Source organism: Larkinella ripae (assembly GCF_054780775.1).
This window is the reverse complement of the sequence record NZ_BAAGVR010000001.1, coordinates 110,823-124,576: the sequence shown is the minus strand read 5'-3', so window position 1 is coordinate 124,576 and position 13,754 is coordinate 110,823. Positions and strand designations below refer to the sequence as shown.

Here is a 13,754-nt window from a genome sequence, read left to right as displayed (position 1 = left end):
TTTCGTTGCGCTAAAACAGACAGAATAATCAGTATGAATCAAGGAAATGAATTCCGCAAATTTGCCGTTCACCACATGGGTCTGAACGGACTGACGGTCGACGGCTACATGAACCACACCGTTGAAAACATGACCCGTTCCGTCATCGAGGAACGCCCGATGAACTTCCGCGAAGTCGATGTATTTTCCCGGCTGATGGCCGACCGGATCATCTTCATGGGAATGGGAGTCGATGATAACATTGCCAACATCATCGTGGCGCAGTTGCTCTTTCTGGAATCGGCCGATCCGAAAAAAGACATCCTGATGTACATCAACAGCCCGGGCGGTTCGGTATACGCCGGTTTGGGGATTTACGACACCATGCAGTACGTTCGTCCCGATGTAGCCACGGTCTGTACGAGCCTGGCCGCGTCGATGGGGGCGGTTTTACTGTGCGGAGGAGCGGCCGGCAAACGGTCGGCGCTGCCCCACGCCCGCGTGATGATTCACCAGCCGTCGGGTGGGGCGCAGGGACAATCGGTCGATATCGAGATCACGGCCCGCGAAATCGTGAAACTCCGCGATGAATTGTACGAAATCATTGCTTCCCATTCCGGCAAAACCAAAGAGCAGATCGAAAAAGACTCCGACCGCGATAAGTGGTTCCGGGCCGAAGAAGCGAAAGAATACGGTTTGATCGACGAAGTGTTGCGTCGGGAAAAATAAAAACCGGTAAGCGGTTTACAAAAAACGGGAGCTGTCGTCGACGGTTCCCGTTTTTTGTAAAGGGAAAGTCGTATTTTTAAGAAGACAAAAGAGGGGAAGACAAGGGATAAGAGGAAGGCGTGCCTCAATCCCGGTTTCTCTGGTCAAAACTCTCTGGTCAGTTTCTTACGATCTCTATTAATGCCTCTTATGAAACAAAGACTCTTTCTTGGCCTTGCCATCGTTCTAATTGGTATTCAGTTCATTCGCCCGGAAAAGAACGAAGGAGCCGCCGACACGCCCCAGGACATTACGCATTTTGTGCAGGTGCCGGAATCGGTGATGACCACCTTAAAAACCGCCTGTTACAATTGCCATTCCAACCACACCGATTACCCGTGGTACGCCCAGATCAGCCCGGTGAGTTTGTGGCTGGCCAATCACATCGACGAGGGCAAACGCGAGCTTAATTTTTCCAACTTCGCCCAGTATGACAAAAAGCGGATGGATCACAAGCTGGAGGAACTCGCGGAGGAAGTGGAAGAAGGACACATGCCCCTGCCTGCGTATACGCTGATGCACCAGGAAGCCAAATTGAACGAAACCCAGAAAAACGACCTGGTGGAATGGGTCACTACGGAGCGGGCGCGGCTGGGCGTCGTTCAGGAGGAGTAGGGCCCCGGCGCCGAAGCCGAACCCACCCGGTTTTTTATTTTTTGCGGCAACCGGCTCATCCTGAACGGGGAAAACCCGGATTTTGGCCCTCGCCGGCATCCGGCTGCTCAGGCCCCAAAACACGCAACCAAAATTTCTAGTATATTTGTCTTGGTACGAACCTGTTCCCCCAATTGGACTGCTTTTTGTAGTAAGCCGGAAACCGGCCGCCAGATTCCAACGTTAAGCCGAATAGTTACCGAATCGTTTTAGAAATATTGATATGCCACAAGTGAGCTGTTCGTTCTGCGGACGACGGAAAAACGAGGTGACACTCCTGCTATCGGGCATCGATGCCCACATTTGTAATTTCTGTATTGAGCAGGGACACCAGGTTGTGCTGGAAGAAACCCGCCCCAAACGCTCCAATCCCGAAGACCGGCCGAACTTCAATCTCATCAAACCGATGGAGATGAAGAGCTACCTCGATCAGTACATCATCGGGCAGGACGAGGCCAAGAAGGTGATGACCGTTGCCGTCTATAACCATTATAAACGCCTGATGCAGCCGCCGTCGGAGGACGAGATCCAGATTGAAAAATCTAATATTGTCATGGTGGGCGATACCGGAACCGGGAAAACCTACCTGGCCCGCACCATCGCCAAGATATTGCAGGTTCCGTTCTGCATCGCCGATGCGACCGTGATCACCGAAGCCGGTTACGTGGGCGAGGATGTGGAAACCATTCTGACGCGCCTGCTGCAAGCCGCCGATTATAACGTTGAAAATGCCGAGCGGGGCATTGTGTACATCGACGAGATCGACAAAATTGCCCGCAAGTCCGACAATCCGTCCATCACGCGCGACGTGAGCGGGGAGGGCGTTCAGCAGGCCATGCTGAAACTGCTCGAAGGCTCGATTGTGAACGTGCCCCCCCAGGGCGGACGCAAGCACCCCGACCAGCGCATGATTGCGCTCAATACCGAAAACATTCTGTTCATCTGCGGAGGAGCGTTTGACGGCATCGACCGGCACATCGGAAAGCGCGTCAATGCGCGGCCCATCGGTTTTTCGGGCGATCGCCGGCTGAACCTGTCACTGGAACGCGCCAACCTGATGCGGCACGTTTCGGCCCAGGATCTGAAATCATTTGGGTTGATTCCGGAGTTGATCGGCCGCCTGCCGGTTTTGACGTACCTCGAACCACTAAGCGCCGAAGCCCTGCGCCGGATTCTGACCGAACCTAAAAATGCCATCACGAAGCAGTACGCCAAACTGTTTCAGATGGAAGACATCCACCTGTCCTGGGATGATTCGGCCCTCGACTACGTAGTCGATCAGGCGATGGTCTATAACCTGGGTGCCCGGGGGCTGCGGTCCATCTGCGAGTCAATCATTACCGACGCCATGTACGAATTGCCGTCGGCAGATGACGTCAAAGAACTGACGATCACGGTCGATTACGCCCGGGAGAAGTTTGGCAAGTCATCGCTGCACGTCCTGCGGTCGGCCGCCTGATCCGATGGTCTGAATTTGACCCCCCAAATTCAGACCATTTAGTTTTTTTTTGAGGAAACGAACAAATACGGTTTTGAGCAGTTTTGGATACGAAGCAATCTTCATGCTTCACCATAACCTCAATTTTATCCCGTATGAAAACTTCTTCCAGAAACGTGTTTTACGCGCTGATCGCTACCCTTCTGTTCAGCGCCTGTAGCCGTCCGTACGCTACCTACCAAAAAATGCCGGTTGAGCATTTTGCCAGCCAAAAATCAAAAACGACCCCCACTTTACCCGCCGAAACGGTTTCTGCGTCCGTTAACGAAGAGACGGCGCCAGCTCCGGCCCTGACCCAGGCCGTGGCGGTTTCGGCACCAGCCGCCGAGCTGGCCAAAGCCCAGCAGGCCATTGATCAGGTCGTGGCCAGCACCGAAAACAAAGCAACCGCCAACAAACTGCAGAAAAGAATGGCCCGCATCCAGTCGATGCTGGGAGCCGAGGCCAAGCAGTCTACCCAGACTTCGGAGCAGGTAAAAACCGCAAAAAAGCCAAACCTGGCGGAGCGGCTGATGCTGAAAAACGTGGATAAAAAAATTAAGCGGGTGCTGGCTCCGCAAAATCCGAACGCCCCCAAAGCCGTCAACATCGTGGTAACGATTGGGGCACTTGTGGCGCTGGTTGGCTTGATCTTGTGGCTGGCGACTACCTCCACCGGCATCGGCATCACCCTGCTGCTGGTCGGTTTGATTCTCCTGCTGGTCGGCCTGATTGTCTGACGACGTAGGGAACAACGGTGCGGTTTTGAAAAACCGCACCGTTCAAAATGGGCAAAAAACCGCCTTTTTCGGGCGCGGTAAATAAGAAAAGGTCGTTCTCGATCGACTTTTTTGCAAAAAACAGGGCCAAGTTTTGCAGGGTTGCCAATCATTCTGCTTTTTTGCCCTGCTTTACAACGAATACACTATTACTAATTTAATCTCCATTCCAAATTCATGAGAACACTCTCCAAACTGGCAGTGTATTCACTGCTGACTTCAGCCTTGTTCAGTGCCTGTAGCCGTCCGTATGCCACCTACCAGAAAATGCCGGTTGAACACTTTGGGAGCCGTCAGGAGGTTGCAGCCCCGCAAGCCGTTTCGACGCCCGCGGAAGAAGTTGCTGCCGTAGCGGTAGAAACCCCGGCGGTAGCGGTTGCTGAACCGGCTACTCCGCTGACCACCGCTGCTGCCCTGAAAAATGTTGAGCAAAAAATGCAGGAAGCCGTTGCTCGGAATGATAACAAACTGGTGGGCAACAAAAGACTGGAAAAACGCATGGCCCGCGTTCAGAATTTATTAGCCGAAGCGAGCACGAAAGCGGCTACGGCGGATAAAACAACGGCATCGACGGCCACCGCGACGCACAAGATGAATCTGGCCGAGCGGATGATGATGAAGAAACTGGACAAGAAAATTAAAAACTCGCTGGCACCGGACGAAGCCAAAGCCATGAGCCGGACGCTGCGGGCCGGGATCATCGTCGGGGTGGTGGGTTTGCTGTTCGCGCTGCTGTTTGGGGGCGTATTGGGCCTATTGGGTGTTCTGATGCTCATTGGTGGTATCGTCCTGATTCTGGTCGATGTCCTGAGCAATACCTAGTCGGATACAGCTAGAACTTCCTGCTTTTTGCAGAAGATACCAATTGGCGTAGTGATCGGCCCCCGGGGTTGGTCACTACGCCAAACTGTTTTCGGACTTCCTGGTTTACTAGGAACACACATTCAAAGCCATTGACACATGCGTAATAAACCCGTTATTGTTTTGATTCACGGCCATGGGGTCGATGCCTCCATCTGGAATTCGCTTTATGAGCAGTTAGCCACTGAATACAGCGTTATCAAACCGGATCTTTCGACCCAGGCGAATCACGAAACGATCGATGCCTATGCCGAGGATCTACTGAGCATTCTGCCGGCTGCCGCCGACCCGTCGGTGGTGCTGATCGGACATTCGATGGGCGGTTACATCGCTCTGGCCTTTGCCGAACAACATCCCGAACTGGTGCGGGGGCTGGTGCTGGTCAATTCGACGGCTTTTGCCGACAATGAGGAAAAAAAGAAGGCGCGGCAGCAGGCCATTACCAGCCTGCAGGAGAAGGGTTCGGCGCCCTTTATCGAGGAGACGTTTCCTAAAATGGTCGGAAAGACGTTCGCGGAGCAGCATTCCGACCGCGTTGAGCAGGCCGTTGAGCGGTTTTCAGAGCTTCCGGCCGACGCCCTGATTGCGGGCGTGAAGGCAATGGCGGCCCGACCCGACCGGGTTCAGGTTCTCCAAAACGCAACCTTTCCGGTTTTGATCGTGGCCGGACAGGAAGATCAGATCATACCGTTTGATAAGAGCCAGGAGCTGTTCGGACAGGTTCCGAATGCAAAAACCGTCCTGCTCGAAAAAGCCGGGCATCTGAGTATGATCGAGACGCCGGAGGACCTAAACAAAGCCGTACAAGACTTTATCACTGGCGTTTGATCCTGAAAGTCAGAATCTTATAATTGTATTAAAACCTGTGGAAAGCGGTTTCGAAAGTTCGAAACCGCTTTTTGTTTGGGCGGTATTGAGGGAGTTAACTCGCCGGCAGGACAAAACCGCATACTAAATCATTCCGCTGAGGATGTGCGGTTTACCGTATTTTGGGGCAAAATGAAACAACAAATCCATGACGGAAGTCCTAATGAACCATCCTTTAATACGGACGAAACGCCTGCCCACCGTCGAAGAGGTGGCGCGAATTGGGGCACTAAGCGACCCGGTCGTTCGTAATTTACAGATCACCCACTGCTACCATGAATTATCGGCCGCGTTCGGAGAACGAACGGGCACCGGCGCCAACTGGTGCACCTTTGCCACCTGGGCTTCGAAACAGGCGGGGCAAACCATTCGACAGGAGGACGCCATTCGGGAGCTGGAAGCCCGGTTGCGCATTCAGTCGGAAGCCGGGGAGGCTCTTATTTTCCTCGTCGAGCTGATCAGAAAGCTGGGCGCGCAACAAAAACCGGATCGCATTCGGAAGCTAATCTGGGATAGTGTGGTCGTGAAGGCCATGAACCGCGCCAGTGAAGCCGTCAGCCGGGGAAACCGCAAGGTATTCGTGGAGATCGGGCGGGAGTTCGCCCGGTTTATGAACCTCTGCTGCTCCGATTCAACCTACAACGCCGAACACCTCAACCAGTTTTTGCAAGGCCTGAAACCGGGTAACCCACCCGACGGGCAACAGTATATTCGTCAGGCTTTTACGTCCTACTACCGGGCCTGGTTTGAAGACGATCCAAAGCAACAGGCGGAACTATTGCTGCTGGCGAATCTGGAGATCGGTTTTCACGAACAAACCCGGCTGCAACCCGAAATCGCCGAATCACTCACGATGGCACCGATTGATCCGGCGGCCCTGAAAAAGCAATTGCTCGATTTGATTTATCCCCCCGAAAGCTGGTTTTCAAAAAGCCGCCGGTTTTTGCTGGATTTAACGGGACAGACCTCGCCGTTGGATCGGGCCATCGATGCGCTGGTGGCCAGCGTTCACCGGCAGATTCGGCTGATCGTGACCGAACAACTGATGACCATGAGCTTTCCGCCCAACGTGCGGCTGCGCCTGGGCCGGGATCTGACGGTTAATTTTCCGGCGACATTGCGGATCGTTACCAACCCGGATCTGCACCATCTGTTGCTGCAAATCGACCCGACGGCCAATAGCCTGCTCGAAACCGGCGCGGTCGATTGGGCCGATCTGCCCGAACGGATTCACTACATCGCCGACCTGTTCCGGTGTTACCACGAATCGAAAGACCTGTTCGAACCGCCTTTTTCGGCGGATCAAACGGCGGTTTTGACGGCGGGCAGCCGACCCGGGGGACGGCTTTGAACGTCTGGGTTCGTTTGATGATGACCAAAAGCAGACCAGCCGGTCTGCTTTTTACATTTTTAACGCAGATTTACCGTCAGAATGCGTAAAATTGCAGGCTGAAATCCAGTACCCTGAAATTAGTAATTCGTTTAATCCAGTAACAAAATGCTTTTCAACGTCTATCCGCTCTACGACATCGAACCCGTTCGGGCGCAGGGCAGCTATCTGTGGGACACCAAAGGTGACCGTTATCTTGATTTATACGGTGGTCATGCCGTTATCTCGGTTGGCCATACCCACCCACGGTACGTCAGGGCATTGACGGAGCAGTTGAGCCGGATTTCGTTCTATTCCAATTCGGTACGGATTCGCCAGCAGGAAGAACTGTCGGAAAAACTGGGTGCGATGTCGGGGTACCCGGATTACGCCTTGTTTCTCTGCAATTCCGGCGCGGAAGCCAACGAGAATGCGCTGAAATTGGCCTCGTTTCATACGGGTCGTAAAAACGTCGTTGCTTTCAAAAAGTCGTTCCACGGGCGCACCGCCGGGGCCGTAGCCGCGACGGACAATCCGGCCATCGTAGCGCCGATCAACTTCAACGAACACGTAACCTTCCTGCCGTTCAACGACATCGAAGCCGCGCTGGCGGGCATTACCACCGAAACCTGCGCCGTCATCATCGAGGGCATTCAGGGCGTGGGCGGTATTCAGGTTGCGACCAGCGAATTTCTGCAAGCCCTGCGCAAAAAATGCGACGAAACCGGTGCGGTTTTGATTCTGGACGGGGTGCAGTGCGGCTACGGTCGTTCGGGCAAGTTTTTCTCCCACCAGTTCAGCGGCATCGCGCCGGATCTGATTACGATGGCGAAAGGCATGGGGAACGGTTTTCCGATTGGCGGGGTCCTGATTTCGCCCAAATTCAAAGCAACGTACGGTTTACTCGGCACGACCTTCGGCGGCAATCACCTGGCCTGTACGGCCGGTATTGCGGTGCTGGATATCATGCAGGAAGAAAACCTCATTGAAAATGCCGCCCGGATCGGCGACTACATCATGGAGGGTGTCCGGCAGATTGGCGGTTATAAAGACCTGCGCGGGCGCGGACTGATGATCGGGATCGAATACGATTTTCCGGTTGAATCGCTCCGGAACAGCCTGCTGTTCGAACACCGCATCTTTACGGGTGTTGCGGGGAAAAATACCATTCGGTTACTGCCTTCGCTGGCGCTGGGCCGCGAGGAAGTGGATGTGTTTCTGGAAGCCCTGAGCAAAGAAGTTCGCGTAGTGTCTTAACCGCTTTAACCCGCCTTTGTGACCGGAAATGACCAATTTCTTAACGTACGACGACGTACCTGACTTGAATGCCCTTATTCAGGAAGCCCTGAATGCCAAACAAAATCCTTTTGCCGATCAGTCGCTGGGCCGGAACAAAACCATTGGCCTGATCTTCTTTAATTCCAGTTTGCGGACCCGCATGAGTACGCAGAAAGCGGCTCAGAACCTGGGGATGAACGCCATCATGATGAACGTGGGGCAGGATAGCTGGGGGCTGGAAATGGAAGAAGGCGTGGTCATGAACGGCGACAAGGCCGAGCACGTCAAAGAGGCCGCAGCCGTTGTGGGGCGCTACTGCGACATCGTTGCCGTTCGGGCGTTTGCCGGCTTGAAAGACCGGGAGCAGGATTACCGGGAAGTGGTTTTGAACCAGTTCAAAAAGTACGCCGGCGTGCCCATCATCAACCTCGAATCGGCCACCCGCCACCCGCTGCAATCGCTGGCCGACTGCATCACCATCGAGGAATTTAAGGTTCGGAAACGCCCCAAAATCGTGCTGACCTGGCTGCCGCACTTCAAACCGCTGCCGCAGGCCGTCGCCAATTCGTTTTGTGAGTGGATCAACCACACCGATGCGGAATTTGTCATTGCCAACCCCGAAGGCTACGATCTGGCCCCGGACTTTGTCGGCAACGCGCGCATCAGCCACAACCAGAACGAAGCGTTTGAAGGTGCTGATTTTATTTACGGGAAAAACTGGTCCTCCTACGAACAATACGGACAGGTGTTGACGCAGGACCCGTCGTGGATGGTGACCCTGGACAAAATGCGGCTGACCGACAACGGGAAATTTATGCACTGCCTGCCCGTCCGGCGCAACATGAAGGTAACCGACGAGGTGCTGGATAGCCCGCAATCCCTTGTGATTGAACAGGCTGCCAATCGCGAATGGTCGGCCCAGGCGGTTTTGAAAGGCGTTTTGCAAAGTTTATGAACAGTCTGACGATCATTAAAATAGGCGGCAACGTCATTGACAATCCCGACGCGCTGAAACAGTTTCTGGGCTCGTTTCGCAGCATTCCGGGGCATAAAATTCTGGTTCACGGCGGAGGGAAAATTGCGACGCAGGTGGCCGAGAAGCTGGGCGTACCGACGACGATGGTGGAAGGTCGCCGGATTACGGACCAGCCCATGCTCGATGTCGTGACGATGGTATACGGCGGGCTGGTCAACAAACAGATTGTCGCGCAACTGCAGGCCATCGGCGTTGATGCCATCGGGCTGACCGGCGCGGATGCCAACACGGTTCGGTCGAAAAAGCGGGCCGTGGGAGCGATTGATTACGGTTTTGTGGGGGACATTGAAGAAGTGAACTCCGGTCAGATTCAGTATTTTATTCGCCAGAATCTGGTGCCGGTTTTTGCGCCCCTGACCTACGATTCGTCCGGAAGTTTACTGAACACGAATGCCGATACGATGGCGTCGGCCATTGCCGTCGATACGGCGATTCGCAACGAGGTAACGCTGGTGTACTGCTTTGAAAAGCAGGGCGTTTTGTCGGACCCCGCGAATGACGACAGTGTGATTGCCGAACTGACGCCCGAACGCTACGCCGACTACAAAAACCGGGGCGTGATCAACAAGGGCATGATTCCGAAGCTGGACAATGCCTTCAGCGCGCTCAAAAAAGGCGTTAAAAAGGTCATCATCTGCCACGCCAACCAGGTCACCGAAGCCGTCAGCGGGAGCGGAGTGGGTACGGTTTTGAGCGCCGGAACCGGTTCTCAGCCGACCTGACCCACAATGCGCCGGATGCCGACGTACCGCCGTTGGTAGTAACTCGCGTGCAGCCAGTCGTAGCGAACCCCGCCGTTCCAGGCCGAGTGAATGAACTTGATGCGGTCGCCGACAATCTCGACAATCATGCCGACGTGACCAATATGTTTGCTTTGCGAACTTTGGCCTTTGAAGAAAATCAGGTCGCCGGGCTGGGCCACTTCCTGATCAATTTCGACGCCGACGTTGCCCTGAGCCGCACTGGAATGCGGCAGCGTAATCCCGAATTTACTGAAGCAAAACCGGGTAAAACCGGAACAGTCGAACCCGCGGGGGGAGGAGCCACCGGAGCGATACCGCGAAGAAAGGTATTTTTTGGCGTAGCCCAGAAGGTCGTGAACCAGCGGAATCCGGTCATAAAAAGCGGATTCGTTCTTGGTGGAGTCAGCCGCGACGGGCCGATTGGCCGCCGACGTTTTAACGCTTCTTTTGAACGGGCGATGGGCTTGAGCAATGCCAAACGAGACAACGCAGAGCGCCGTCAGGAGCACTTTTCTAATCATAAATTAGTAGGTCAAGTCAAGTTTCGATTCTTAAAAATAGAACCGTTTACTAAAAAGTCCAAACAAATTACTGTTTTTCGAATAGTAGTAACAAACAGGGAATGGTTTGATTTTGAGCGGTTTTTCGTCGTAGAGAAGCTGGTAAGCACCTGACGGTAAGCGGTTTTGGAGTACGTTAGCTAACCAATGGTGGAGAAAGGCTTTAACCGGTTGGTAACAATTATTTCATCTCCATTTCAAGTAGAATAAGTTGCGTCCACTGCGATTTTCCGGTGTTGTCGTCGGACATGACGACCAGGACTTTCCGGCCGTCAACGTCCTCTCCCCAACTCATCGCTTCGAGGTTATCGGGGCGAAAACCGTTGCGGCTGTTAAAATCGAAAGCCGGTTTTTCCCGGAGCTTAATCAATTTCCGGTTGGGTTCGTCGATGCGGGCTTCGTAGAGTTTGGCCGTGACCGCTTTGGTGCTCGTTTCGTAACACCGCTCCAGCACGAGCAGCCGGGTTTCGTCGCCCGGAATGGCAATGAGTTCCGAGATGCCGCCGAGCGCTTCCTTGGGGTCGCTGGGGCAAAGATTCCGGTTCATTTCGTACGTAAACTCCGCGTCGAACACCACCGAACCGTTAATTTTTTTGTACCGGTAAAAGTGAATCAGCGGATTGTCGATGCGCGCTTCGTCGGTTGATCCCGCTTCGGGCGCAATCCAGAGGTAGTTGGCCGTCAGCGCCAGCGCTTCCACACCTTTGTTCTGATCGACCGGCAGGGGGCGGGGCAGCGGTATCCGTTCGAAGGTCTCGCCCAGGCGCGGCATTACGTGTTTTCGGTAGCCGACGTACGATTCGTTGTCGTCTTCCACCGCGAAGAAGTACGTATCCGATGCGGCATCGTACCGGATGGCTTCGAGGTCAAGCCCGGTTTGAAAACTGGAATCGGGCTGACAAACCCAGTCCGTCAGCTGGTTGATGTTCCGAAACAGAAAGTACTGTCCGCGGTCGCCCGCCAGGTGCCATTCCTGCCGCTCCGGGACGTATTCCAGACCGGAAATGTTGTGCAGGTTGCGGCTGCGCGGCAGGGTCAGGTAATCTTTGAACGTGAACGATACAGTTTGGCTATGGGCCGAAAGGGCGAGAAGAAAATAAAAAAGGCAGCTTAAGAACGGCTTCATGATTGAATGGAACGGACTGAGAAGAAACGAAAAGCGGTTTGGAGTTTTACTTTTCGCTTCAATTTACGACGCTTTGGCCGGAACCGGCGCGAGGAACTGCGTGAACTGGGATAATTACGGACTGGATTGCTAACAGCGCCGGCCAATCTCCCATGATTATGGGGTGGTTCGGTATTGCATCCTTGGTTATTTTGCACCGCAAACCTTGTGACCCGTGCCGTTATGCCAATCCGTGTCCTGATTTATGAAGATAATCATACGTTGCGCGAAGCGCTTTCTTTTCTGACGGAGAGCACGCCCGGTTTTGTGTTGGCTGGCGCTTTTGAAGATACCCTCCAGGTTGAAAAGCAGGTCGGTGAGCTCGCGCCCGATGTGGTGCTGATGGATATTGAAATGCCGGGTCAGGATGGTATTCAGGCGGTGATGAAAATACGCAGCCGGTTTGCCCTGGTGGATGTGTTGATGCTTACGGTTTTTGATGACGACGAGCGGGTTTTTCAGGCGTTGAGCGCCGGAGCAACCGGGTATTTGCTGAAGAAAACCGCCCCCGCCCGCATCATGGAAGCGATCAGCGAAGTGTATAACGGCGGAGCGCCGATGTCGCCCGCCATTGCCCGGCGGGTGTTGCTCTCACTGCGCCCACCCGCGATTTCCGAAGAAATGGCCCAACTCACCAAACGCGAAACCCAGGTGCTTTCGCTGCTGGCGGAAGGATTAAGCTACAAACTGGTGGCGGTTGAAGCCGGAATCAGCATTGAAACGGTGCGGACCCACGTAAAACGAATTTACGAAAAACTACACGTTCATTCCGTCACGGAGGCTATCGCCCGTTACCGGCGCTGAAGGTTCGTCCCTAAAAACCGGGCACCGTACGGTTATTGTTGTTCCCCGGCCTGGTTGCGATTGAACACCAAGCTGGCCACCCAGCTGCGAGATGCGTTGGTGCAGATTGGTCAAACCGTTGCCGGAGCGCCGGAGCAGCGGGTCAAAGCCAATGCCATCGTCCCGAACGACCAGCCAGAGGGTCTCACCAACGATTTGCAGACTGATCGACACTTCACGGGCCTGCGCGTGCCGGATGACGTTGTGCAGAATCTCCTTGTAAGCGAGCAGAAAATCGCGCCGGTGCCGGGTCGCCAGTAAAGTAAGCGGTACGTTCTTCTGAAACGACAGCTTCACGTCAACCGGGGTGTATTCAAACAAGGTATAGGCGGTTTCTTTCAGGCGCAGGCTCAGGTGTTCCATCGAATCCTGCGTTGAGTTCAGGCTCCAGATGATCTCGCGCATGGCCGACATGACGTTCTGAGCGGTTTCGCCAATGGTGTTCAGGGCTGCCCGGACCCGGTCGGGCTGGTCGTCGATTTGCCGGGCGGCCACCTCACTCAGAATGCTGATCCCACTCAGGTCGGAACCAATTTCGTCGTGCAGGTCGCGGGCAATGTCATCGCGGATATGCTGGAGCTGGCGTTGCTTCCGCTCGTTTTCCCGCAGCTGTTCAATCAACTGAGTCTGAAATTGAATTTTATCCTGCTCGGTTTTCCGGTTCAGCAGCGAAATTCCGATGGTGATGCAGATGGTTTCCAGAACCACCCCGGTTTGCATCGGAATCATGGGGAAGGTGAACGGAAAAGCGGGCTGGCGGCTGTCCCAGCCAAAATGGTACATGACCAGCCCCAGCAAGGCGCCTGACACGTAAAACAGCGTTCCGGTGATAAAATAGGAAACAACGGGTTTCCGCAACCGAAGAATGCGGGGGACGGTGGCCAGTGCACAGAAACACACGATATACCGACTCGCGGTATGGAAACCCTGCTGAACCGGATTGTCGGTGGTGCCGATCAGAAAACCAAGCACATCCGCGGCAATCAGCACCAGGGCCAGGGTGGCAATCAGGTTGATCAGCCGGACGCTAACCCGATCGTTGGTCTTTAAATCCATCAAGACAATGGCAAACCGGCCGTAAATAATGAACGAAACGCACTGGACAACGCTTTCGATCAGCAAGGCCCGGTTTATCTGCTCAGTTGAAGCGTTGGTATCCAGATAAAAGTGGCACAGATCGTTTAGCTGAAAATACACTAACAGGTTGACAATGTAGGCGCTATACAACAGATAAAGCGGTTTGCGGTGCCATACGTACGAAATGAGGATGTAGACCAGCATCATGCAAAGCATGCCATCCAGAAATACGCGCAGGCTGGGGTAGTCGATCGGGCGATTCATGGTGAATTGAATGGAATGACAAGCTACAAAGAAC

The 13,754-nt window shown here is 54.2% G+C and carries 14 protein-coding genes; 11 read left to right on the top strand and 3 right to left on the bottom strand.

Translation table 11 applies throughout. The features are described from left to right. Positions 1–33 precede the first annotated feature (33 nt). The 10 genes from ACYVHX_RS00575 to argB all read left to right on the top strand — a co-directional run bounded on the left by ACYVHX_RS00575 (position 34) and on the right by argB (position 9,790). Positions 34–708 (top strand): ClpP family protease, encoded by a 675-nt coding sequence (locus tag ACYVHX_RS00575; RefSeq protein ID WP_460669648.1) that lies wholly within the window; start codon positions 34–36, stop codon positions 706–708. 189 nt (positions 709–897) lie between these two features. Continuing rightward, entirely contained in the window at positions 898–1,362 is a 465-nt protein-coding gene (locus ACYVHX_RS00570; RefSeq protein ID WP_460669647.1) for a heme-binding domain-containing protein, read from the top strand. 262 nt (positions 1,363–1,624) lie between these two features. Further along, positions 1,625–2,860, top strand: coding sequence for an ATP-dependent Clp protease ATP-binding subunit ClpX (clpX, locus tag ACYVHX_RS00565; RefSeq protein WP_460669646.1), 1,236 nt, complete (start codon positions 1,625–1,627; stop codon positions 2,858–2,860). Between the two features lie 134 nt (positions 2,861–2,994). Next, a complete protein-coding gene (locus tag ACYVHX_RS00560) occupies positions 2,995–3,618 on the top strand; it encodes a hypothetical protein (protein WP_460669645.1) in 624 nt (207 codons plus the stop codon). Positions 3,619–3,834: 216 nt separating this feature from the next. Then, positions 3,835–4,479: a hypothetical protein gene (locus ACYVHX_RS00555; RefSeq protein ID WP_460669644.1), complete on the top strand. Its 645-nt coding sequence runs from the start codon at positions 3,835–3,837 to the stop codon at positions 4,477–4,479. Positions 4,480–4,617: 138 nt separating this feature from the next. Continuing rightward, positions 4,618–5,346, top strand: coding sequence for an alpha/beta fold hydrolase (locus tag ACYVHX_RS00550; protein WP_460669643.1), 729 nt, complete (start codon positions 4,618–4,620; stop codon positions 5,344–5,346). A 202-nt stretch (positions 5,347–5,548) separates the two neighbouring features. After that, positions 5,549–6,736 (top strand): hypothetical protein, encoded by a 1,188-nt coding sequence (locus ACYVHX_RS00545; RefSeq protein WP_460669642.1) that lies wholly within the window; start codon positions 5,549–5,551, stop codon positions 6,734–6,736. Between the two features lie 147 nt (positions 6,737–6,883). Further along, positions 6,884–8,011 carry an aspartate aminotransferase family protein gene (locus ACYVHX_RS00540; protein ID WP_460669641.1) on the top strand — a complete coding sequence of 376 codons (1,128 nt, stop codon included), beginning with the start codon at positions 6,884–6,886 and terminating at the stop codon, positions 8,009–8,011. 28 nt (positions 8,012–8,039) lie between these two features. Next, the gene (locus tag ACYVHX_RS00535; RefSeq protein WP_460669640.1) at positions 8,040–8,987 is read left to right on the top strand and encodes an N-acetylornithine carbamoyltransferase; all 948 of its coding nucleotides are present in this window, start codon (positions 8,040–8,042) and stop codon (positions 8,985–8,987) included. Continuing rightward, positions 8,984–9,790: an acetylglutamate kinase gene (gene argB, locus ACYVHX_RS00530; RefSeq protein ID WP_460669639.1), complete on the top strand. Its 807-nt coding sequence runs from the start codon at positions 8,984–8,986 to the stop codon at positions 9,788–9,790. Before ACYVHX_RS00535 ends, argB begins: the two co-directional genes overlap by 4 nt. On the opposite strand, the gene ACYVHX_RS00525 is transcribed toward argB, so the two are convergent. Both ACYVHX_RS00525 and ACYVHX_RS00520 read right to left on the bottom strand, forming a co-directional pair. Then, positions 9,778–10,332 (bottom strand): C40 family peptidase, encoded by a 555-nt coding sequence (locus ACYVHX_RS00525; RefSeq protein ID WP_460669638.1) that lies wholly within the window; start codon positions 10,330–10,332, stop codon positions 9,778–9,780. The genes argB and ACYVHX_RS00525 overlap by 13 nt on opposite strands. A 220-nt stretch (positions 10,333–10,552) precedes the next feature. Then, the gene (locus ACYVHX_RS00520; RefSeq protein WP_460669637.1) at positions 10,553–11,497 is read right to left on the bottom strand and encodes an esterase-like activity of phytase family protein; all 945 of its coding nucleotides are present in this window, start codon (positions 11,495–11,497) and stop codon (positions 10,553–10,555) included. A gap of 222 nt (positions 11,498–11,719) precedes the next feature. On the opposite strand from ACYVHX_RS00520, the gene ACYVHX_RS00515 reads away from it, so the two are divergent. Then, on the top strand, positions 11,720–12,340 hold the full coding sequence (locus ACYVHX_RS00515; protein ID WP_460669636.1) for a response regulator: 621 nt from the start codon (positions 11,720–11,722) through the stop codon (positions 12,338–12,340). Here the strand turns inward: ACYVHX_RS00515 and ACYVHX_RS00510 are convergent. Continuing rightward, positions 12,293–13,720, bottom strand: coding sequence for a sensor histidine kinase (locus ACYVHX_RS00510; RefSeq protein ID WP_460669635.1), 1,428 nt, complete (start codon positions 13,718–13,720; stop codon positions 12,293–12,295). The genes ACYVHX_RS00515 and ACYVHX_RS00510 overlap by 48 nt on opposite strands. Positions 13,721–13,754: the final 34 nt, after the last annotated feature.